Origin of the sequence: Flavobacterium azizsancarii (genome assembly GCF_027980145.1) — a bacterium.
Taxonomy (GTDB): Bacteria; Bacteroidota; Bacteroidia; order Flavobacteriales; family Flavobacteriaceae; genus Flavobacterium; species Flavobacterium azizsancarii.
Genome location: NZ_JAMZNK010000068.1, coordinates 1 through 22,892, shown reverse-complemented (window position 1 = coordinate 22,892; position 22,892 = coordinate 1). Strand labels below are relative to the sequence as shown.

Genomic DNA, 22,892 nt, shown 5'->3' with positions numbered 1-22,892 from the left:
GGGTTTAAAAATAGAAAAAAAGTTATTTCCGAAAAACATTTTGAGCTTTTAAATTTGCTCAAATATTTTTCAGAATAACTTTTCAACTTACACAGTTAGTGAGACACTACCGATTTTTTTTATTCTCTTTTTTTTTATTCGTAATCTTGTCATCCTTATATAGGAAGAATCACACCAATAATTCGATAAAGATTATCGATTTTGATTGCGGAGTTTCTGGCGTGGGCTTCGACTCCGCTCAGCCTGACAAACTATACGAAAAACCCGGTGTAAAAACTACATTCTATTTCTATTACTCTTTACTCTATACTCTTTCCTCTTCATTCTTCATTCTTTCTTTTTTTTTCTTTCTTCTATACTCTTTATTCTATTCTCTTTATTCTATTCTCTTTATTCTATTCTCTTTACTCTATTCTCTATTCTCTTTACTCTATTCCCCACATTTCTTCCACTTTGTCCTAAATGACCTTAAAATAGTCGCAAATGTGTATTTACACAACAAAATAAGAATCGTAAGTTTGTAACACATTAACTGATAACCATTTAAAAATAAACCACATGAAAAAAGCAAAGATCATTTTTTGGATTACGACAATTATTATTTTTCTGTTCGAAGGTGTTATGCCGGCATTAACTTCGCAAACTGAACTTGCTAAAGAAGGAATCAAACATTTAGGTTATCCGGAGTATTTTGGAAATGCTTTAGTTGTTTTTAAAATCCTGGGCGTTTTAGTATTGGTAATTCCTCAAATTCCAAAAAATGTAAAAGAATGGGCATATGCCGGATTTGGTTTCGATTTCATTTTCGCTTCGATAAGTCATTTTTCTGTTGACGGTGTTGGTTTTCAATCCTTTTTTCCGCTAATCTTTTTAGTGATTCTCGCAATTTCATATACCTACTATCACAAAATTGAACGATATAAAAATATTGCTTTGTAATTTTAGGAAACGATGATCGAAGTTTTTAAAACAAATGTTCAGGAAGTAGAGCAATCGCAAATGATTGTTCAAAAACTTCTTGAGCATTTCCCAAACAGCGCCATTAATTTTGATTTGGAAGATTGTGACAAAATTTTACGGATTCACAGTTTATCAATTTCAAACAGAAAAATTATTGCCCTTCTTAATGCGCATGGATTTTATTGTGAAGAACTTTAAAAACCATTTACGTCATAATAAACTGATTTTTAAATTCTTAATTTAAAATTGTAAATTTATCATACTAACTATTAAAATAATAGAAATATGATTTTACCAGCAGGACATCAGGCGATAATGCCTTATTTAATTTTGAATGGTGCAGCACAATTCATCGATTTTACAAAAAAGGTTTTTGATGCAGAAGATTCTAAAGAACAAATTCTTCGTAAAGACGGCACTATTATGCATGCCGAAATTATCTTAAACGGAAGCACTCTTATGGTTACGGATGAAACTAAAGACTGGACGAAACAAACTGCCAACTTATTTGTTTATGTTCCTAATGCCGATGAAACCTACAAAAGAGCGCTCGAAAATGGCGCAACAAATCTAATGGGATTATGCGATCAGAATTACGGCAGGACTTGCGGAATTACTGATTCTTTTGGAAATGTGTGGTGGATAACCTCTGTTTAGAAACAATTTCAATTTTAAAATCAACAAAATGAAAACAGCACTTCAAAAAAATATTGTTGAAACGTTTAAAAAATTAAACGAAATCCTTTCATCTTTTTCTAATGAAGAATTAAATATTGTTCTTTACAAAGGGAGCTGGACAGCCGGACAAGTTGTACAGCATATTATTTTGGGAAATTCCGGTTATCCCGAACTGTTTAATGGAAAAACACAAAAAACAATCCGTAAATATGATGAACATGTAAAAGAGCTGGAAATTCTTTTTCTAAATTTCAATACTAAAATGAATGCGCCGGATTTCCTAAAACCAGAAATGAAAAATTACAATAAAAATGAGTTAACTTTATCCCTGCACGAAATAGAATCTGAATTATTGAATGCATCTCAAAATTATGATTTAACTTTAACCTGTGTCGATTTTAATGTCCCGGGGTTTGAAAATTTTACTATTTATGAATGGATTAATTTTGCTCTTGTTCATTCTCAGAGACATACACACCAATTGAATTCTATATTTAAGATGTTAACTAAAGTGTAATGTTTTAAGATCCAACACAAACCCATCTCTATGAAATCAAAATCAGGAACAATTTTTTTATCAGGTCTAATAGCCGGAACACTTGATATTCTGGCGGCTATTTTTGTGTATGTCATCATACTCGAAAAAACAACCACAATAAAAATTCTGCAATCTATAGCCAGTGGTATTTTCAAAAAAGAGGCATATACGGGAGGATCACAAATGATATGGTTTGGACTGGGATTTCACTACCTGATTGCTTTTGTTTTTGCCTGGTTCTATTTTAAAATTTATCCCTATTTACCATTTCTTAAAAAGAGTACTGTCATATCTGGATTTCTATACGGAATTTTCGTGTGGATTATAATGAATCTAATCGTCCTGCCAATTGTATTTCCAGTTCTGCCAGAAAAACATTTTGATTTTCCTTTACTATTATCTATCACAATATTGATGCTATTTATTGGTCTTCCAATTGCGTCTGTCACAAAAAAGTACTATTCTCCATTAGAATAAGTTTTCAGTCGCAATAGCAACCAGAAACCTAAAAACTTCAAACGATCTGAAACAAAAAGTCCCCGTATTCAAATTTGCAGCAAAAAACTGAAAATTGAATACCGGGACTCGATACTGTATAAAGTTTTGCTACACTTTTGTTCTTCCGGTAAATAATGAAATTATAAATAATACCAAAAATATAAAGAATAAAATTTTTGCAATGCTGGCTGCTCCTGCGGCAATTCCGCTAAAACCAAAAATTCCCGCTATTATAGCCAGAATTATAAATGTGACTGTCCATCGTAACATAATTATAGATTTAAATTTATAAATATGACTTTTATAAGTCGGATTTGTTTGTTACACAAAGTTTCTTAAATCTTACAAAATCCTTTAACTCAAAACGTTAATTTATTATCTCAATCAACTATAAATCAGTTTTTTGACGTACTTTTATAATTCCCCATTTTCGTTACAGAATTCCCACAGAAATGCTTTTGAGTTAATTTTTTGATTGATTGGATTAATCGGGCCTGCATCCATAAAGTAATTTTAGATAAAATTTTCAGAGATATGGAATTGGCGACAAAGCATGGTGTGATTTTAGAAAAAACCGAAAGAGCTTTCGAAGAATTAGGTGTTTTGAATCCTGCCATATATCAAGATGAAAATAATGTTCATATGTTTTACAGAGCTGCTAAAAGAGGAAACTTTTCCACAGTGGGTTATTGTCGACTTGAAGGTCCGCTAACTTTAGTAGAAAGAAGTACAGAGCCCATTTTTTCTCCTGAATATATTTACGAAATTCATGGTGTAGAGGATCCCCGAATTACAAAAATCGATGATCGCTTTTACATGACTTATGTAACTTATGATGGCATTAATGCATGTGGAGCTTTAGCAACTTCTAAAGATTTAAAAAAATTTAGAAAGAGAGGAATTATTACACCTAAATTCATTTTGAATGAATTTACTAATTTGATTAGAAAACATTTACAAAATCCGAGTATTGCAAAAATACTTGCTTTTAATCTGGAAAGAAATTATCCTTTGACAGAAACGATAAAGGATAACTTATATGTATGGGATAAAAATGTAGTCCTTTTTCCGAAAAAAATCAATGGAAAATTTGTGGCATTACACCGCTTATTTCCATCAATTCAAATCTTTACTTTCGAAAAAAAGAAAGATTTAACAGTTGAATTTTGGAAAGATTACTTGAAAAACCTTCCTGATTATATTGTAATGGAGCCTAAATATGATCACGAAACAAGCCATATTGGTCCCGGCGCTCCTCCTATCGAAACTCCTGATGGATGGTTATTAATTTACCACTCAGCAGAAAAGCGCGATAAAGGATTGGTTTATCATGCATCAGCAGTTTTACTGGATCTTGAAAATCCGCAAATCGTTTTAGCACGATTACCAAAACCAATTATTACGCCCTCAGAATATTACGAACGACACGGTTATGTAAATTATGTTGTTTTCCCAACAGGGACAGCCATTTTTGAAGACCGATTATATATTTATTACGGTGCTGCCGATGACAAGATTGCGGTAGCTTCATTGAACCTAAACGACTTATTAACAGAACTAAAACAGAATCCCAATGAAAACGATATCAAATAAATCAAAAATAGTTTTTCTATCTACATTTCCACCAACTCAATGTGGCATAGCAACATATACGCAGGATACCATAAAAGGAATTACAGAAGTTTTTGGGAAATCAATTACTTGTCAAATTTGCGAATTAGTAGATAAACCGAAAGAAAATCCAACTCAGGCTTATACTTTAAACACAAAAAATAAGCAAGAATATACCAAAGTTGCACAGGAAATCAATAAAGATAAATCTGTGAAATTGGTTCATATTCAGCATGAATTTGGTTTATTTGGAGGAAATTATGGAGACTATTTATTAGATTTTTTGAATGAAGTCAAAAAACCATTAACCTATACCTTTCATAGCGTAATTCCAAACCCGAACAACGAACTTAAAACTTTCGTGAAATTGTTACTTTCTTATAGCAATTCGGTATTTGTAATGACCAATCAGTCAAAAGAAATTTTGATAAAAGACTATGACATTAAAGAAGAGATTATCACTTACGTACCACACGGAACCCATATTGTAATTTATGAAGCTCCACAACAGGCTAAAGAAAAATTTAATATACAGGACAGAAAAGTATTATCAACTTTTGGCCTTTTAGGAGAAGGAAAAAATATCGAAACTGGTTTACAGGCATTGCCAAAAATCATTGAAAACACACCAAATGCCCTATATTTAATCATTGGCAAAACACATCCTAATTTAATTATTGATGGCGTTGACGCTTATCGTGATAAACTAGAAGGCATTGTAAACGATCTCAACCTAAAAGATCACGTTCGTTTTATAAATCAATACCTTGATACAGATGAGCTTTTAGATTACTTAAAAGCCACAGATGTATATTTATTTACATCAAAAGATCCAAATCAGGCAGTAAGCGGCACTTTTTCTTACGCGATGAGTTGCGCTTGTCCTATTGTAGCTTCAAAAATTCCACATACCAGAGAAGTTTTAACACCAGATTCAGGGATATTAGTAGATATAGGAAACGTAGATCAATTTTCTAAAGCCGCAATAAAACTACTGTCAAATGACAATTTAAGAGAAGAAATGGGGATTAACGCATTTAGAAAAACCCGCGCATCATCTTGGGAAAATGCAGCAATTACACATATGAATACTTATCAGGAACTTTTTGAAAATCAGACAGAAGTAAAATTTACATATCCTTCTATTCAATTGGCACATATCAAAAAAATGACCACTGATTTAGGAATTATACAATTCAGTAAAATCTCAATTCCTGATCTTGATTCAGGATATACATTAGATGATAATGCTCGTGCATTAATTGCTTTTTGCATGCATTTTAAACTAACTCAGGACAAAGAAGACTTAGCTTATATTTTAGTTTATTTAGATTTTATTATTCGCTGCCAACAGCCAAAAGGCGATTTTATCAATTACGTTGATCAGGAGAACCGTGAACATGTCGAACAAAATGCCGAAGTAAATTTAGAAGATTCTAATGCAAGAGCCATTTGGGCGTTAGGAACTGTTGTGGCAAATAGCGAAATATTACCTGAAGCTATTGTTAAAAAAGCGTCTAAATGTTTGTTGAACTCTCTAAAATGGGCTGAAAATATTCAATCGCCACGTTCTATTGGTTTCGCAACAAAAGGTTTGTATTTGTATCATACAGCTGTTCCTAACTTATATGTAGCGGCGATCATCAATAAACTGAATGCGAAGCTGCTTTCTAATTATGAAATTCATGCTTCAAGCGATTGGAAATGGTTTGAAAACTATTTAACTTACGGAAACGGAATCTTGCCGGAATCAATGTTATATGCTTTTCTCACCACCAACAAACCTATTTATAAAAAAGTAGCATTAGATTCTTTAGACTTTTTAATGTCGAAAATGTTTATTGATAAAAAGTTCAAGGTAATCTCTAATAATGGATGGCTGCACAGAAATTCACAAGAAGCAGTAAACCAATACGGAGAACAACCAATTGATGTGGCGTATACAATTCAGACTTTGAATTCATTTTATAGTGCATTTGGAACTCCTGAATATAAACATAAAATGAAAACGGCCTTTAATTGGTTTTTAGGAAAAAATCATCTGGGAGAAATTATGTACAACCCAATTAGCGGCGGTGGTTATGACGGACTTGAAAAAGAAAATGTAAACTTGAATCAGGGTGCTGAATCGACTGTTTGTTTTCTAACAGCAAGATTATTAATGGAAAACCTTAAATTATCTGAGATAAAAGTAATACCGCTAATGAAACCTAAAAACGGAATCGCTATTAATTCTTAGCAATAACATCCTATATTACTGACTAAATATACTATTTAACCGTAAAGGGCTGCCACAAAAGGCAGCCTTTTTTATGCTCCATTTTGTCGTTCTCGCGAAAGAGGAATCATATTATCCCACTGACAACAATTGCCCCTGCAGATACAAGTACAAGCTAAGTATGAATTTTACTAATTATTACTAATTGGTTTGTAAAATTGATTTCTCAAACCAGATTAACACAATAAACATTTGTGCAAATTCGTGCAGTTCATGTTGTTGTTGATTTATGATATTCATCTTGATACATTATCCTTAAAAGTTTCTTTGTTTTTAACAATTTCCCCATAACGTTACTATTTTCAGATTATTGTGTTTAATTATGTTAATTATATAAACTTGAAAAAAAGTTGTGTAAGATTTTTTCTGTAGTTCTAAAGTAATTTTAATCTACAATAATCAAAGGGTATGCAACCAGATCAAACCGTTGGTTTTCATGCATTTGATTTAACTTAAAAACATAGTATTTTGATACTTACTTTAAAAAATACATTCACAGAAATAGGAAATGCAACCGTGTTTGCAAAGCAGTTTTTTAAGGAGGTTTTTGTTCCGCCTTATGAAACGAAAGAGTTTTTGAAACAATGTTATGTTATTGGCTATAAATCATTGCCGCTCGTTGCCATAACCGGTTTTATAATGGGTTTGGTACTTACGCTTCAATCCAGACCAACTTTGGTGAAATTTGGGGCCGAATCGTGGTTGCCGGGAATGGTTGCGCTTTCGTTAATTAGAGAAATTGCTCCGGTAATTACAGCCTTAATTTGTGCGGGAAAAATTTCGTCAGGAATTGGTGCTGAACTAGGCTCTATGAAGGTTACCGAACAAATTGATGCAATGGAAGTTTCAGCTATTAACCCTTATAATTATTTAGTAGTTACCCGAATTTTAGCCTGTACATTAATGGTTCCTATTTTGGTGTTTTTTGCTGATGCAATAGGAATTATAGGCGGATACGTTGGTATAAATATTCACGGTGATGTTAATTTTTACCGTTACCTGACACAAATACTACAATCACTGGAATTTTTAGATCTTTTTCCGGCAACTATTAAAACATTTTTCTTCGGTTTTTTTATTGGAATGATTGGATGTTATAAAGGCTTTAATGCTGCAAATGGAACTGAAAGCGTGGGAAAAGCAGCCAACTCTGCAGTAGTTACGGCTTCGTTAACCATTTTTATTATTGATATGGTCGCTGTTCAAATAACCGATTTATTTTTTTAAGATGATTAAGGAAAAAGAAAATATAAAAAAACCTGTTTCAAAAGCTAAAAAGCAAGAGCCTATTATTGTGATAAAAGACCTTCACAAGACTTTTGGTTCTGATAACGAAGTTTTAAAAGGTGTAAATCTTACGGTAAACAAAGGAGAAGATTTAGTGATTTTAGGACGTTCAGGATCAGGAAAATCAGTTACAATAAAATGTATCGTAGGCTTAATTGAACCTGATAAAGGCGAAATAAAAGTTTTTGATGAAAACGTATTAAACCTAACTAAAACGGAACTGAATAAAATCAGGGTCAGAATTGGGTTTTTATTTCAAAGTGGTGCTTTATACGATTCAATGTCCGTACGAGAAAATCTGGCTTTTACATTAAAAAAGCATAAAAGGGATTTAACCGCAGAAGAAGTTGAAAATGAAGTAATCGAAGCGCTGGATAATGTTGGATTAAGTGATGCAATCGACAAAATGCCATCTGAATTATCTGGCGGAATGCAAAAACGTATTGGCTTAGCCAGAACTTTAATCCTAAAACCGGAAATCATTTTATACGATGAACCTACAACCGGATTAGATACCATAACATCCAGAGAAATAAGCGAGTTAATTCTCGACATCAAACATAAACGTAAAACAACTTCGATCATTATTACGCACGATATGGCTTGTGCAAAATTGACAGCTGACAGAATTATGGTTTTGAAAGATGGAGTAATACATGCCGAAGGGACATACGAAGAACTAGAAAAAGACGAAGACGAATGGGTTCGCTCTTTTTTTCAATAATACTAAAAATAAATAATTAGAAATCATGGATAAGCAATCTGGATATACTTGGAAATTAGGAATGTTTGTAACAATAGGTTTGTTGCTTTTTATAATGGCGATTTACTTTATTGGGAAACAAAAAAATCTTTTTGGTTCAACATTCCACATCTCATCAAAGTTTAAAACCGTTAGTGGTTTAGAGGTGGGAAATAATGTTCGTTTTTCAGGAATTAATATCGGAACAGTCGAAGAAATAAGATTGATTAATGATTCTTCGGTTGTGGTAAGAATGGTCATAAAAGATGAAGTTCGTGAATTCATTAAAACTGATGCTCGTGCCAGCATAGGTTCAGACGGATTAATGGGCGATAAAGTTTTGACTATTTCTCCAGGTGAAAAATCTCAAAAAGTCGTCGAAAACAACAGTGCAATTGCTTCTATTGATGGTATCGAAATGACTGACATCATGAAAAGTGTCAAAAAAAGTGTGGATAATATTGGTGTGATTTCTGATGAAATTGCCATTTTCAGCCATAGCATGAATAACGGAAATGGTGCTCTGGCACGATTAGTTCGTGATGATAAAATGGCCAATAGTGTTTCTAACACGCTTTCTAACCTAGAATCAGGTACAAAAGGTTTCAGTGATAATATGCAAGCAGCTAAAAGCAACTTCTTGTTTAGAGGTTACTACAAGAAAAAAGAGAAAGAAAAGGAAAAGAAAAAAGAAGAGCTGAAAGAGAAAAAAGAGGAACAGCAGGAAAAGGCAGCAAAAGAGAAAGAGGAGAAAGAAAAAGAGAAAGCTGACAAAGAACTAAAAGCGAAAGACGAAAAACAAAAACAGGAGAAGCAAAAAGAAGAAGACGCTAAAAAAGCTGCATCTGAAAAAGGAAAAAAATAATTGATTAAAGTCAATAATATGAAAACTTCATATAAAAATATAAGCCTGAAAATCTTAAAAGTAACGGGAATAGTAATAGCAAGTATCTTGCTGTTACTATTTTTGATTCCGCTGCTTTTTCCCGGAACTGTAGCCAGCGAAGTAAAGAAAATTGCGAACGAACGTTTAGATACCAAATTAAATTTTACGAAATCAAGACTATCATTTTTTACTCATTTTCCCTCATTAACCGTTTCATTAGATGATTTATCCCTTACCGGCTCAGCACCTTTTAGCAACGATACTTTGCTTAAAGCAGACCAAGTTGCTTTTGGGATTAACTTAAAGAGATTGATTTTTGACAATGAAGTAAAAATTAATAAATTATATGTTTCTAAAGCATTAATTAATATCATGGTCAACCAAAAAGGGCAAGCCAATTATAACATTTATGTAGCTCCTGAAGACCGCGATAAAAAACCAAATGATCCAAATGCACCTGAGGAAGGAACTGCCATTCGATTAGAACGAATTGATCTTAAGGATTGTCACGTAAAATACAACGATCGTTCTGCTAAAATTTTGGTCGATGCAAAAGGTTTTAATTATATTGGAAAAGGAAATCTGAGCGAAGATATCTTCGACTTAAATACGGATGCCAGAATTGATAATGTCGATTTCTATTATGACCAAACTGCGTATCTAAGAAAAAAAGCAGTGCGTGCTGATTTAATTACCAGAATTAATACACATGCACTTTCGTTTATTCTTCAAAAAAACGAATTAAGAATCAATAAATTACCTCTAAAATTTACCGGTTTATTTACCATTTTAAGAGATGGATATAAAATCAATATCAAAGCGGCATCAGAAAACACAACCGTCAAAGATTTGCTTTCTGTAATGCCTCCGGAATATTCTTCCTGGATGGATGAAACCGAAATTTCGGGTAATAGTGACCTCCTTTTTACTTTTAGGGGAAATTATAATGTAGCCAAAAAACAAAAACCGGATCTGGCTTTTAATCTAAAAATTGATAAAGGCGCCATAAATTATCAAAATGCCCCTGCCCCGTTAACAGATTTTCAAATGAACCTGAATGCAGTTCTGCCTTCACTTGATATCGAAAAACTCTTGATTAATCTGGACACTTTTAAATTTAAAGTTGGAGAAAAAGATTACTTCACCGCTTATTTACGAAGCAAAGGTTTTAACGAAATGACTGTAGATGCGAGCGTAAAAGGTGCATTAGATTTAGCCACAGTCGATGCTGCACTGGGTTTAACAAGCATTGATCTAAAAGGAATTTTAAAAACTAACATTCAGGCAAAAGGAATTTTTAGCACATCAAAAAAACTATTCCCTAAAACGATTGGCGGAATCGCATTACACAACGGCTGGCTAAAAACAGATTCTTATCCCAACCCTATTAAGGACATTACTTTTGTCGCTAACGTACTTAACAAAGCAGGAACGTTTCAGGATTTAATTGTTGCAGTTGCTCCCGCTTCATTTGTTTTTGAAGGCAATCCGATGTATGTAAATGCAACACTTTCTGACTTTAGTGATTTAGCTTATAATGCCAAAATAAAAGGAGAACTAAATGTTGGTCGCATTTATCAGGTTTTTTCTAAAAAAGGACTTGATGTAACTGGTTATGCAAAAGCTGATCTCTCACTTAAAGGAAAACAAAGTTACGCCACAAAAGGACAATATGAAAAACTGGACAATCGCGGTACAATTATCTTAAAAAACATTAAAACAACATCAGAACTTTTCCCTAAAGCATTTTTTATTAAACAGGGAAATTTCCGCTTTCAGAACGAAAAAATGTGGTTCGAAAGATTTGATGCTTCTTACGGAAAATCTGACTTTGCCATAAACGGATATTTACTCAATACAATCAATTACTTTCTTGAATCGCACGGAACTTTGAGCGGGAATTTTAACATGAAGTCAAAACTGATCAATGTCGATGAATTTATGGCGCTTAAAAAAGGTGAAAATACAGATCGTAATATCGAAGTAGAATATGCTAAAGAAGATCATCCAAAAATGAGCGGAGTTGTTATTGTGCCCAAAAACTTAAATGTTGCGCTTACTGCAAATGCGGATAAAGTAGAATATAACGGATTGGTCTTAAACAAACTTAACGGTAAAGTTGGAATTACTAAAAATGGTTTTTATTTAGAAAATACCACTTTTAATATTATTGACTGCCTATTGGGTGTTGATGCTACCTACAAAGATGAATCGCCAACATCTGCCCATTTCGATGCTCATTTTACGGCCAAAGACTTTAGCGTTCAAAGGGCTTACAAAGAAATCCCGATGTTTCACGATATGGTTAGTGTAGCAGAAAAAGCACAAGGAATTATTTCTGTCGATTATAAAATAAAAGGTGATTTGAATGGTAATATGGGACCTATTTACGAATCGCTTGAAGGTGGCGGAAAATTGAATTTACGTGATGTAAAAATTAAAGGATTAAAACTATTTGACGGAATCAGTTCGCAAACTGGCCAAAAAGGCCTGGATGATCCTAATCTGAAAGGAATCGAAATTAATTCGACGATCGATAATAATTTAATTCATATCGAAGACTTCACTTTTAGCGTCGCCAGTTTTAAACCTACGATTAAGGGAACAACAAGTTTCGACGGACTTCTAGATTTACGAATGCGATTAGGATTGCCGCCATTTGGTATTATAGGATTTCCAATTGTTATTACAGGAACACACGAAGCTCCTAAAATTAAAATTTTCAGTAAAACGGGTCAAAAAATTGATCCTGCTGTTTATGATGAAAAACACAATAAAGTTATTCGCGAAGAAAAAGTAAGTAAAAAAGTAGATAAACGGAAAAGGTAAATTCAAATGAAAACTAAAAAACAAAACAAAAGCAGTGCTTTCGAAAAATTCGCAACCAATGTTTCTAAAGCCGCAGGAAGTACGACCGCTTTTATTGGTGCTTTTTTAATAGTCGTTGCCTGGGCAGTTTCAGGACCAATTTTCGATTATTCAGAAACGTGGCAATTGGTTATTAATACCGGAACTACTATTATTACTTTTTTAATGGTTTTCCTTATTCAGAAAGCGCAGAATAAAGATTCACTTGCTATACAGCTAAAATTAAACGAATTAGTAGCTTCAAACGAGTATTCAAGTAACAGTTTGGTCGACATTGAAAGTATGACTGAAGAAGAGATGATTATTGTTCAAAAATATTATCATAAACTAAGCGAGCTTGCCAAAAAAGATGAAAGCATAAGAAATTCCCATTCTATTGCAGAAGCATCTGAACAGCATGAACGCAAAGACAAAAGCAGAACTAAATTACGTACCAGAAATATCACTAAAAAATGAAACTACGCTCTACTGAAACTTTCTGGCCCTTAAAAAGTGCCATGAAATACAGTTATCCGTCTATAGATTCAGATCTTAAGACGGAGATTTTAATTATTGGCGGAGGAATAACAGGGGCTTTAATCGCTTACAAGTTAATCTCTGAAGGCAAAAAAGTAATATTGGCAGATCGCCGCGACGTTGCAAACGGTAGTACGGCTGCAAGTACGGCTTTGCTTCAATATGAAATTGACGTTCCGCTGCACGAACTTATCAAAATTAGAGGATTAGAATGTGCCGTTGATAGCTATAGAAACGGAAAAAAAGCCATTTTTGATCTCCGCACTATTATTGATACAATAAAAAGTAACTGCCAGTTTGAATTCAAAAAAAGTATTTATTACTGCTCTCTAAAAAAGGATATTCCATTTTTAAGAAACGAATATAAATGCCGAAAAGAACACGGGTTTGACGTCAACTGGCTCGAAAGATGGGATCTTGAAAAAATGGGTTTAAATGCAGTTGCAGCCATAGAATCTAAAACTGCTGCTGTCATGGATCCTTATAAATTAGCGATAGATTTATTGCGTTATTGCCAAAAAAAAGGAATGCAGATTTTTGACAGAACTAATATAACATCTATTCAAAATATAAGAGGAAAGTCTATAGCGCACACTGAAAATAAATGTACCATTACGGCAGATCACGTTATTCATTGCAGTGGTTATGAAAGTACCGAAACATTAGCTGAAAAAGTAGTCGATCTAAAAAGCACTTACGTCATAGCATCAGAAAGCATAGAGGTATTGCCAACAGCTTTTAAGAATGCTATTTTTTGGGATACTTCTAAGCCTTATCTCTATTTTAGGGTCACGGCAGACAACAGAATCATTATGGGCGGTGGCGACGAAGATTTTAAAGATGCTGTAAAGCGTGATAAATTATTACCTAAAAAAGAGCAATATCTTTTAAGACATTTTAGAAGAAAATTTCCCAACATCAATTTTAAACTAGATTATTCATGGGCGGGAACTTTTGGAGAAACTAAAGACGGTTTGCCTTATTTTGGAAAACCAAATCCGGAAAAAAATGAACATTACGTTTTGGGATTTGGCGGAAACGGAATTACTTTCAGCGTGATAGGCATGAACTCAATTCTTGATTCTATTAACGGTAAACAGAATACTGATTTAGACTATTACCGCTTTGGAAGATAAAAAAGGTTAAACCTTTTTTAGGCACAAAGTAACAAAGGTTCAGAGGGACAAAGTTCTAACCTTTGCGCCTTTGCAACTTTGAACCTTTGTAACTAAATTTTTAACTCCATCTGAATATTACAACGTTTATAAGGTGTTGCTAATCCAAAAACCTTCTGGAAACCTAATTTATAATACCGGTTTATTGCAGGTTTCAGTATTGTATTGCTTTCCAGGTAAATTTTCTCAGCACCTAATTCCCTGGCACTATTTGCGATTGCCTGACCTAATAAAAAACCAATATTTTTGCCTTGTGCTTTAGGCGAAACCGCCATTTTTGCCATTTCAAAATCATAATCTGAATTGTTCATTTTGATAAGTGCACAAACGCCAACAGGCTCATCATGATACAAAGCCACCAGAATTTTTCCCCCTTTATTCAGGATATATTCATCAGGATTATCTAAAGCCTTATAATCCGCTTCTTCCATTTCGAAATAAGTCGAAATCCATTCTATGTTTAACGATCGAAAAGCGTCCAGATATTTAGGCTCAAATTCAACAATTTTTACATCCTGGCTTTCGCGTTTCTTTTTATGTTCATTTACCCTTTTTAGCAAACTTTTTTGCTCCAATAAAAATTCCCATTCTTCCAGCGCGGCCCAAAGATTATGACTCGATTCGGTTATTAAACCATCTACAGCAGCTTCAACATCTTTAAGCTGTAATTTTAACTCTTTCGAAAATTCCCACCCTTGTGGCGTGAGCACAACAATGTTTCTACGTTTGTCACTGCTCTTTTGATTTTCTTCTATCAGCCCTGCAGCAATCATTTCCTGAATAATTTTACTGACTGATGGTTGCGAATGACCAATTTCGCTCGCGATTTCAGTAATTGTCATCTCTTTTTCTTCCAGAAGAGTATAAAAAACAGGAAACCATTTGGGCATAAAATTCATACCATACGACTCATATATTCTTGCCGCATCATCTGTTATGATTGCCGTCATTAAACGTAAACGACTTCCTAAAGCCACTTTACCTACTTTATTAAAAAATTCCATATATAATCAATTACATAACTAGTTATGCAAATGTATATATTTTTTAGACACTAAGGTTCTAAGTTGCTAAGAATCTAAGTTTTTTTTTGAAATACTTATAAATTAAAATACATATCTAATGAAAACGAGTGCCATAGCCCTGATAGAAGTGGAAATCCTTTTTTGCCGGGGTTCGGCACAAAAGATTGAAACGGATAGCAGGAAACAGCTCCTAGAAAAGATGCAAATTCAGCTTGACATTCATAACGAAAGACACACTGCTACGAATCTCTACGGTAAAAATCCAGAAAACTTTGAACACAAAAAAAAGACGCACTTGATGTACGTCTTAGTATAATTTTCGCAACTTAGCAACTCAGAACCTTAGTAACTTAGCAGCTTTAATCAAGCTGTAATAGCCAAAGGATTTAAATTGAATTTATATTCTTTAGGACTGCAATGGAATTTTTGTTTGAATATTTTTGAGAAATAGCTTCTGCTTGTAAAGCCAATACAGTACACAATTTCGGATATATTTAAGTCTGAAGTTCTAATTAGAATTTCGGCTTTTAGCACACGCATATGGGTAATGTAGTCGTTTACAGTTCTGTTGTGGATCATTTTAAAACCTTCCTGAAGTTTATTGGGTGACAAACCTGATTTTTTGCTCAACGATTTTATCGTAAAAGCTTCTTCAGGATTGGCTTTTATAGCTTCAGACAGTTCTTTAATTTCTTCCATTTCGCGTAAAGTCAAACAATTTGTATCTTTTGAGAATGCACATTGATCATCAGTATGTTGTTGGATTTCCATTGCCAGAATGATTCTTAAAATTCCTTCTTTCAAAAGATTTCTAACAATTCCGGTTTGATTAATGGCATCTAATTGCTCTATTTTCTCGGCAATTTTAAGATTGTACGACCCTAAATAAAAGAAATCCTGACCTGCATTATTTTCAAAGAAAGTTTCTTTTACTTTTTGGTTTAAAGAATGCATTTGATCCTGTACAGTGTTTTGGGTTCCTACAATAATTAATGTGAATTTTGTTTTCTTGTCTTTTTCAAAAAGCAATACATTATCCTGTTTTTGTTTTGAAGTTACGATCGCAGTCTGAAAGGTTTTAAACTTTCTTTCTTCGCCGGTAACGCCAAAACTGTGCGATAAATTACCTTTAGAACAATAAGCAAAATATATAGGAGACGATTTACTGTTAATGATATCCATGCGAACATCGACTGAAAAAGTCATATCGAACTGAACGTACGAAATATTGTCATTGAAAGAGGCACCAATAATTGAACCTTTTGCAAAACTATTGTTCGTTTCAAGCGTATATTCGTTCAAATCAAATGTTACTTTTCCTCCAAAGTTTGTATTTAATTCTTCAAAAATATTTTGTGCTTTTTCTGTATTTATAGTAACTATTTTCATTTTGCAAGGATTTAGAATTCTACTTAATTTTATATAGATTTATAAAAAAGAAAAACTCCGTTTTGTAGTACTGGATTTCTAAAAATCTATAGTTCAAAGTTCGTCCACAACCAAAGCAAAAATGTTATATAATTTTTCTAAATTGTTTTATAATTACTTATGGATGATTATTTTAACTTTTAAAATCTTTACCTTGTTATATTACTAATAAAAAAATTATGAAAAGTTTTTCATTTTCCCCTATATCGAATAACGATGCTACTATTTTGATTTTAGGCACAATGCCCGGAACAAAATCCCTGGAACTGAACCAATATTATGGTCATAATCAGAATAATTTCTGGAAATTTATGTTCGCCATTTTCAAGGAAGATTTCTCGAACGATTACGAAACCAAAAAAGCTCTTTTGCAAAAAAACAAAATCGCTTTATGGGATGTGCTCCAATTTTGTGACCGAGTGGGAAGTTTAGACAGTGCAATAAAAAATGAAATTGCCAATGATTTTGAAACGTTTTTAAAACAACACCCCAATATTAAAGCGATATTATTTAACGGGCAAAAGGCAGCGGCTTTCTTCAGGAAATATGTTCACTTAAATAATGCGTATCAACTTATTACGTTACCATCAACAAGTCCCGCAAATGCGAGCAAAACATATCAATCAAAATTAGAGGAATGGCAGATTGTTGCTTCTCTTCTAAAAAACAATTAAGTTCTTAAATATTGAAATTTTAGAACTTTTCTATTTTAAAATATAACATAAATCAAACAAAGCGAGACTAATTTTACCCTAAACAAATTAAAGCCATGAAAAAGGATGATCATGCAAGTGAGGCTTTTTTAAATATTGATATTACTAAACAAACTTTAATAAGTTTAATTTATAAAGGAAACATTGGTTATGTTAGTTTATTTTTGGAAAAAAAGCTATTCTATTTTTTAGGGTAGCTTTTGTTTTTTTATGCCATACTTAAAACAAATAAATTATGAAAATTCAAACCTATTACAATCATATTCGCTATTATGCCCCACATCATTTTGTTTACTATCCAGTTTTGACAATCTTCTTAGCTGCAAGTATTTACTTTGCTTTTACAACAGACGATTCGTTAATCTGGTCGTTTATAAGCGTAGTTTTTGTGTTCCTGTTTTGTCTTGCTTTTATGTTGCGCCAACATTATGCATTAATTCTTCAAAACCGAATTGTACGATTAGAACTTCGCTATCGTTACTTTACTCTTAGCGGGAAAAGATTTGAAGATTTGGAATACAAATTAACTGATGATCAAATATTTGCCTTGCGATTTGCTCCCGACAATGAACTGTTGCCTCTTATCGATGACGCCTTAAAAAATAACCTGACGGGCGATGCTATAAAAAAAGCAATCGTACACTGGAAAGCCGATTATAACAGGGTTTAGAATAGCACTTGCAATGTCTAAATCAATAGCAATGGCAGGAATAAATATAAATGTAAAGAAGTAAAAACGCTATTTAGTCTTTTTATCTAGGCCGTTTTCTTTTATAATTAAACAAAATATAAATTAGAAACCCAAGTAGCCAGGCACCAAAAACAACACCAAAAAAGATTCCAATAATCGAGGGATGAAGATAATTGGGTTCATAAAACAATCTGTCCAAAGTTGTAAATTTTTCTTCTAATATCTTTCTGTCAAAGTTATTATTGATTCCGTTGAGCAGTTCATTATTATGATCTTTAAAATAGGCAACCTCTTTAGCAAGCTGTTTAGGAGTAATAGAACTTTGTACTCTATACTTTTTAAGCAAAGTATCCAGTTTCTGAAAATTAGCTACCAACGAATCCGGTTTATATTTATAAATCAGTTTGTATCGTTTTACCGCTGCATCATATTGCTGTTTCTCAACCGGAACTCCTTTTACAGGCTTGTACAAAGAATTGTTCTCTACAAATATGCAAATATCTACATCATATCTCGGGTCAACGGTTCTGCCCTTATAAATAATTTCAGTACTGTCTTTTATTATATTCTTCTTAATTATTCGATCCAGAAGTTCTTTTTTACCAAAACCAATGCTGTCCAATATTGTGCCCGCTGCATTCGAAACTTTATTTAAATCTGTTGTCAGCATTTTCAAAGTATCAATACTGTAATATCTATAGTCAACACTATAATAGTTACCCGAAATCAAAGTGCTGTCGACAACCTCAATAACCGGATAAGGTTTCGGATATAGAATATTAAGCGGATTAAATAATTTCTCTGAGCTATAAGATGTATAATTATACAAAAACGGATTCAGGACATTCAGCAGCATTTTGTCCTTATTGAATTTTGCTTCAGACAATTCCGATTTCAATTTTGCATTCATACCAAAACTATAACTGAGAAAAAATGAAAAACTCAAAAAAGAAACCAACAGCAATACACCGCCAATTTTAAGCAAATTTGCAAAAGAATAATTTTGTTTGGAATGATTTTTTAATAAAAAAATCAGAAAAATGAGTAGAAATAAACCGGTAACAAAAAATTGGGAAATCGAAACATCATCATAAAATTTAAACCTGTAGAACTCTGTATTGATATAGATATTTCCTATGCCATCAAACTTGAAATAGCCGTATAAAAAATACCCTAAATGAATCAACAATAGCACTACAAAAGACTTAACGAAGAATTGCTTTAATTTTTTATCCATAATTGTTTTCAGATTATACTTTCAAATATAAAGAATCAATTTTAAATATCAATAGCAATGGCAATTACAACTACAACTAAAAAAATGTGATTACAGAATCAAAGGCAAAAAATGCACTGCTGTGCGCCCATACAGAAAACCTTTTGAGACCAAAAAAATTTACTGTTGTTAGACCCGACAGGTTTTAAAAACCCGTCGGGTTTATATTGAACACAAAAAAAAGACGCACTGCTCGCTTCTACAGAAAAACTTTGAGCTTTCTTTTAAACCTTTAAACCTTTCAAAAGAAGCCCTACTTAACCTCAAATCCTTCTTTTACGATTTCTTTCTCTACTTTATTTATTAGTTTATTTGTTTTACCGGTAAGTCGCTCTTTTTTCCAATCGCCTTTTGCATAAATAAGCATTGTCACAATTGCAGTAATAACGGTTGAAACAGGGAAAGCCCACCATATTCCGACTGCTCCAAGTGAGGTATTATGCGATAAAATATAAGCCAGCGGAAATTGCAGAACCCATTGCGAAACCAATGTTAGAATCATAGGAAGCGTTGTATTTCCTACCGCTCTAAAAACACCTAACAAACACATTTGAAGTCCCAAAAATCCCCATGACAAACACGTAATTCTCAGGAAAGTTGTACCTCCCTCGATAACTGCGGGATCATTTGGTACGAAAAAAGCAATTAAATGTGGCGCAAAAGCATATGCTATTATTCCAATTCCGGTTAATAATCCAAAACCTAAATAAGCACCTAATTTTGCTATTTTTCCGGCACGAAGCATATTCCCGGCGCCAATATTTTGTCCTACCAAAGTAGCAATTGCCATAGAAAGTCCCAAGGCCGGAATCATAATCAACTGAATCAGGTTAGAGCCGGCTCCATAAGAAGCAACCGTTGTTGTGCCAAAATGTACGATCAAAAAAGTAATGGCGGTTAATCCAATCGCACGCATCGATTGTTCTATTGAAGATGGAAAACCAATTTTAAACGCTTTTCTTATATGCTTAAAATCTGGTTTAAAATCTTTTAATTGCAAATGAATACCATGTTTTCCTCTAAACAAAATGACAAAACCAATGATGATTGCCAGGCTCTGAGTAGACAAAGTTGCCAGAGCTGCGCCTTTTACCCCCATTGCAGGAATAAAATTCCATCCAAAAATAAACAACGGATCTAAGGCAAAATTTAGAATTACAGTTCCCAATACGATATATACTGGCAAAGTAACACGACCAACGCCTCGCATAACGGACTGAAAAATCATGAAACTAAAACTAAAAACCAGTCCAATAAAAGCAATCTGCATAAAGCCCAGCGCATTATTATAGACTTGTGGTGTGACTTTAAGTAAATATAAAAAATACGGACTCAGCCAATATCCAATAAAAGATAGCACTATAGATACTGTAATAACCATTAATAATGTTTGAGCAGCAACATGATTGACCATTTCCTGCTGTCCTGCACCAAAATATTGTGCGATAAGTATAGATCCGGCAATTGCCAATCCGGTTCCTAGAGCAATCATCAGAAAAATTACAGGTGTACTTACAGAAACTGCAGCAACGGCATCTCCGCCCAAACGTCCCACCCAAAAAGCATCAACCAATTGATAAGCAGCTTGTAGTAAATTAGCAATCATAATTGGCACAGCCAATTTTAATAATGAAGAAAGTATCGGACCTTCTAATAATTCAGTTTTATTCATTTTGCATTTTTTGTTTTTAATGTTTTTTTATACCACGGATTGCACAAATTTTCATGAATTGCATTTACTTCTTCTTCTGTATAAAAATTCGGGCTAATTTGTGTAACTCGTGGCGAACTTTTTTTAGAGAATAAAAAATTCCTCGAAAACCAGCCTAATTCATAAAATCATTGTACTGTTTTAAAGCGTATCCAATTTATCTGCATAACCTCTGATTGTTTCTAAAGCTTCTGTTCTTTCTTTAACTGAAAAAACGGCCAAAACCTCATCTTCTGATCGTTTCATTAAGAGCCGAATGCTTTTTGCCAGACTAATTCCTTCTTCCGTGAGGCTTACGATATTTTTACGCTTGTCTTCTTTATCTTTCTGAACGTTCACTAAAACTTTTTTTTCAAGTGCATTTATACTTCTTAAAATAGAAGATTTGTCACGCATTGTAATATCAGAAAGTTCTCTTTGAGAAAAACTCTTTCGTTGCAAAATCATAATTATCGGAAGTTGTTCTAACTGTAAATTTATTCCGGCTTCATTCATTAAGGCATTTGTATGACGAAAAATAGTTCGTTTCATTCGATGTATCTGAAAGAAAAAACTCTCTGAAATTCCATCATTAAAAGTATTAAAATCTTCTTCATTTTTTTCCATAGGACAAAATTACAAAAAAGAGTGACATGTCAACTAATTTTAACAAATCACATAATTCATTGATAATCAGTATTTTTATTCAAATAAAAAATATAAAAAATAAAAATGAGTGATTTTTTTTGTTAACTTTAAGTGTTAAAAATTTATCAATAAAATTTAAAAATAAATCCAATGAAAAACTTATTTTATTTTTTGATAGTCTCTCTTTTTTGTCTCTCGATTCAAGCTCAAACCACTTCTGAAATCCCAATCGAAAATTCCCTGCCTGCTATACAAAATGATAACTCAGAAAATCCGCAGGATTATGACGCCACAGATTTACCCTGGCATGATAGACGATTTAAAGTAACTGCCGGAGCTTTTTTTCCTGTAAATAATACTGAAATTGAAGTAGGTACAAACAATGGAAACAGAGGTACAAAAATAGATCTCGAAAATGACTTAGGATTCTCAAAATCAAGCGCTTCCTTTATGGCAACATTTGACTGGCGTATTTCAAAAAGATCGAGATTAGGTTTTGAATATTTTGCTTTAGACAGAAGTTCTACCAAAACTCTGGAAAAAGACATCACTTTTGGAGAAAATACTTACCACATAAACACAAGAGTAACCGCGTTTTTTGATGTTCAGATTGCCCGGATTGCTTACGGTTATGCCTTTTTAGTAAAACCAAAATATGAAATCGGTTTATTAATAGGTGCCCACGTACTTTTTACAGATCTGGGGCTACGCGTTGATGCCAATCAGGCTGTAACAGAATACAGAGATAGTTTTAATTTCACGGCTCCATTGCCTGATGTTGGAATCTGGGGCGAATTTGTCCTGACAAAACGTTTTGGCTTGTATGTGAATGCAAATTATCTTGCTTTGAAAATTGACGATATCGATGGGCGAATTATTAGCTATAATTTATCCCTTTTATACAATGTACACAAAAACTTTAGCCTTACCGCCGGATATACGGGACTAAATTTTAAAGTTGATGCCGTAGAAAAAAGACTAAACGGTTTTTTAAAATGGGGATATAATGGTCCTACTCTCGCAGCAGCCTATACTTTTGGCGGACACATAAAGCTTAATAAACATTAGAAAGTTAAATTACAATTGTTCATAATTTTTTCATTTTCGACCACGGGGAGAGTACTTGATTCCAAATAAAAAATCTGTTTTATCCGCGTTTTCGCAAAGCGAATCAGTCAAGTAATAGCATAAAAATCACACAATTAGAGTATTCAATTCTAGATTACCTTTGTCAAAGTTTAAAACCAAGAGTGTAAGGAACTTTATTTTATGCATTGAATGTCTCTATTTTAGCAGGATCCCCACCACAATGTATTACTATTTGTTGAATGATTTCATTTTGTAATTGATTACAAAATGAAATTTTGGGGATCTTATATCCTTT

Annotated in this window: 24 protein-coding genes; 18 read left to right on the top strand and 6 right to left on the bottom strand. The window is 33.1% G+C overall.

Annotated elements, in window-relative coordinates:
* Positions 1-558: 558 nt before the first annotated feature.
* From NJT12_RS23390 to NJT12_RS23370, 5 genes are all read left to right on the top strand, one after another.
* Positions 559-939 carry a DoxX family protein gene (locus NJT12_RS23390; RefSeq protein WP_271338527.1) on the top strand — a complete coding sequence of 127 codons (381 nt, stop codon included), beginning with the start codon at positions 559-561 and terminating at the stop codon, positions 937-939.
* Between the two features lie 12 nt (positions 940-951).
* On the top strand, positions 952-1,158 hold the full coding sequence (locus NJT12_RS23385) for a hypothetical protein (protein WP_271338526.1): 207 nt from the start codon (positions 952-954) through the stop codon (positions 1,156-1,158).
* 87 nt (positions 1,159-1,245) lie between these two features.
* Complete coding sequence (locus tag NJT12_RS23380) at positions 1,246-1,617, top strand: VOC family protein (RefSeq protein WP_271338525.1); 372 nt, start codon at positions 1,246-1,248, stop codon at positions 1,615-1,617.
* A gap of 28 nt (positions 1,618-1,645) precedes the next feature.
* On the top strand, positions 1,646-2,155 hold the full coding sequence (locus NJT12_RS23375) for a DinB family protein (RefSeq protein ID WP_271338524.1): 510 nt from the start codon (positions 1,646-1,648) through the stop codon (positions 2,153-2,155).
* A gap of 30 nt (positions 2,156-2,185) precedes the next feature.
* Positions 2,186-2,653, top strand: coding sequence for a DUF1440 domain-containing protein (locus tag NJT12_RS23370; protein WP_271338523.1), 468 nt, complete (start codon positions 2,186-2,188; stop codon positions 2,651-2,653).
* A 129-nt stretch (positions 2,654-2,782) separates the two neighbouring features.
* On the opposite strand, the gene NJT12_RS23365 is transcribed toward NJT12_RS23370, so the two are convergent.
* Positions 2,783-2,944 carry a DUF1328 domain-containing protein gene (locus NJT12_RS23365; RefSeq protein WP_271338522.1) on the bottom strand — a complete coding sequence of 54 codons (162 nt, stop codon included), beginning with the start codon at positions 2,942-2,944 and terminating at the stop codon, positions 2,783-2,785.
* A gap of 264 nt (positions 2,945-3,208) precedes the next feature.
* Between NJT12_RS23365 and NJT12_RS23360 the strand changes: the two genes are divergently transcribed.
* The 8 genes from NJT12_RS23360 (at position 3,209) to NJT12_RS23325 (ending at position 13,998) form a co-directional block, all read left to right on the top strand.
* A complete protein-coding gene (locus tag NJT12_RS23360; protein WP_271338521.1) occupies positions 3,209-4,267 on the top strand; it encodes a glycoside hydrolase family 130 protein in 1,059 nt (352 codons plus the stop codon).
* On the top strand, positions 4,248-6,524 hold the full coding sequence (locus NJT12_RS23355; RefSeq protein ID WP_271338520.1) for a glycosyltransferase: 2,277 nt from the start codon (positions 4,248-4,250) through the stop codon (positions 6,522-6,524). The genes NJT12_RS23360 and NJT12_RS23355 overlap by 20 nt, the downstream gene beginning before the upstream one ends.
* A gap of 507 nt (positions 6,525-7,031) precedes the next feature.
* Positions 7,032-7,790 (top strand): MlaE family ABC transporter permease, encoded by a 759-nt coding sequence (locus tag NJT12_RS23350; protein WP_271338519.1) that lies wholly within the window; start codon positions 7,032-7,034, stop codon positions 7,788-7,790.
* A gap of 1 nt (position 7,791) precedes the next feature.
* A complete protein-coding gene (locus tag NJT12_RS23345; RefSeq protein WP_271338518.1) occupies positions 7,792-8,574 on the top strand; it encodes an ABC transporter ATP-binding protein in 783 nt (260 codons plus the stop codon).
* Between the two features lie 25 nt (positions 8,575-8,599).
* On the top strand, positions 8,600-9,457 hold the full coding sequence (locus NJT12_RS23340; protein WP_271338517.1) for an MlaD family protein: 858 nt from the start codon (positions 8,600-8,602) through the stop codon (positions 9,455-9,457).
* 18 nt (positions 9,458-9,475) lie between these two features.
* On the top strand, positions 9,476-12,307 hold the full coding sequence (locus NJT12_RS23335) for an AsmA family protein (protein ID WP_271338516.1): 2,832 nt from the start codon (positions 9,476-9,478) through the stop codon (positions 12,305-12,307).
* 6 nt (positions 12,308-12,313) lie between these two features.
* Positions 12,314-12,802: a low affinity iron permease family protein gene (locus NJT12_RS23330; RefSeq protein WP_271338515.1), complete on the top strand. Its 489-nt coding sequence runs from the start codon at positions 12,314-12,316 to the stop codon at positions 12,800-12,802.
* Positions 12,799-13,998, top strand: coding sequence for an NAD(P)/FAD-dependent oxidoreductase (locus NJT12_RS23325; protein WP_271338514.1), 1,200 nt, complete (start codon positions 12,799-12,801; stop codon positions 13,996-13,998). The genes NJT12_RS23330 and NJT12_RS23325 overlap by 4 nt, the downstream gene beginning before the upstream one ends.
* Positions 13,999-14,090: 92 nt before the next feature.
* Here the strand turns inward: NJT12_RS23325 and NJT12_RS23320 are convergent, their stop codons facing one another.
* Entirely contained in the window at positions 14,091-15,041 is a 951-nt protein-coding gene (locus NJT12_RS23320) for a bifunctional helix-turn-helix transcriptional regulator/GNAT family N-acetyltransferase (RefSeq protein ID WP_271338513.1), read from the bottom strand.
* A 118-nt stretch (positions 15,042-15,159) separates the two neighbouring features.
* On the opposite strand from NJT12_RS23320, the gene NJT12_RS23315 reads away from it, so the two are divergent.
* Positions 15,160-15,378, top strand: coding sequence for a hypothetical protein (locus NJT12_RS23315; RefSeq protein WP_271338512.1), 219 nt, complete (start codon positions 15,160-15,162; stop codon positions 15,376-15,378).
* A 47-nt stretch (positions 15,379-15,425) separates the two neighbouring features.
* Here NJT12_RS23315 and NJT12_RS23310 read toward each other — a convergent pair whose 3' ends face one another.
* Positions 15,426-16,451, bottom strand: coding sequence for a helix-turn-helix domain-containing protein (locus NJT12_RS23310; RefSeq protein ID WP_271338511.1), 1,026 nt, complete (start codon positions 16,449-16,451; stop codon positions 15,426-15,428).
* Positions 16,452-16,669: 218 nt separating this feature from the next.
* Here NJT12_RS23310 and NJT12_RS23305 point away from each other — a divergent pair, with 218 nt between their 5' ends.
* From NJT12_RS23305 to NJT12_RS23295, 3 genes are all read left to right on the top strand, one after another.
* Positions 16,670-17,164, top strand: a complete 495-nt coding sequence (locus tag NJT12_RS23305) for a DNA-deoxyinosine glycosylase (protein ID WP_271338510.1) — start codon at positions 16,670-16,672, stop codon at positions 17,162-17,164.
* 95 nt (positions 17,165-17,259) lie between these two features.
* Complete coding sequence (locus NJT12_RS23300) at positions 17,260-17,400, top strand: hypothetical protein (RefSeq protein WP_271338509.1); 141 nt, start codon at positions 17,260-17,262, stop codon at positions 17,398-17,400.
* A gap of 38 nt (positions 17,401-17,438) precedes the next feature.
* Positions 17,439-17,873, top strand: a complete 435-nt coding sequence (locus NJT12_RS23295) for a DUF6526 family protein (RefSeq protein ID WP_271338508.1) — start codon at positions 17,439-17,441, stop codon at positions 17,871-17,873.
* Positions 17,874-17,955: 82 nt separating this feature from the next.
* Here the strand turns inward: NJT12_RS23295 and NJT12_RS23290 are convergent, their stop codons facing one another.
* The 3 genes from NJT12_RS23290 to NJT12_RS23280 all read right to left on the bottom strand — a co-directional run bounded on the left by NJT12_RS23290 (position 17,956) and on the right by NJT12_RS23280 (position 21,487).
* Entirely contained in the window at positions 17,956-19,131 is a 1,176-nt protein-coding gene (locus NJT12_RS23290) for a hypothetical protein (RefSeq protein WP_271338507.1), read from the bottom strand.
* 292 nt (positions 19,132-19,423) lie between these two features.
* Positions 19,424-20,842 (bottom strand): MATE family efflux transporter, encoded by a 1,419-nt coding sequence (locus NJT12_RS23285; RefSeq protein WP_271338506.1) that lies wholly within the window; start codon positions 20,840-20,842, stop codon positions 19,424-19,426.
* Positions 20,843-21,022: 180 nt separating this feature from the next.
* On the bottom strand, positions 21,023-21,487 hold the full coding sequence (locus NJT12_RS23280) for a MarR family winged helix-turn-helix transcriptional regulator (RefSeq protein ID WP_271338505.1): 465 nt from the start codon (positions 21,485-21,487) through the stop codon (positions 21,023-21,025).
* Between the two features lie 171 nt (positions 21,488-21,658).
* On the opposite strand from NJT12_RS23280, the gene NJT12_RS23275 reads away from it, so the two are divergent.
* Positions 21,659-22,576, top strand: coding sequence for a hypothetical protein (locus NJT12_RS23275; protein ID WP_271338504.1), 918 nt, complete (start codon positions 21,659-21,661; stop codon positions 22,574-22,576).
* Positions 22,577-22,892 lie beyond the last annotated feature (316 nt).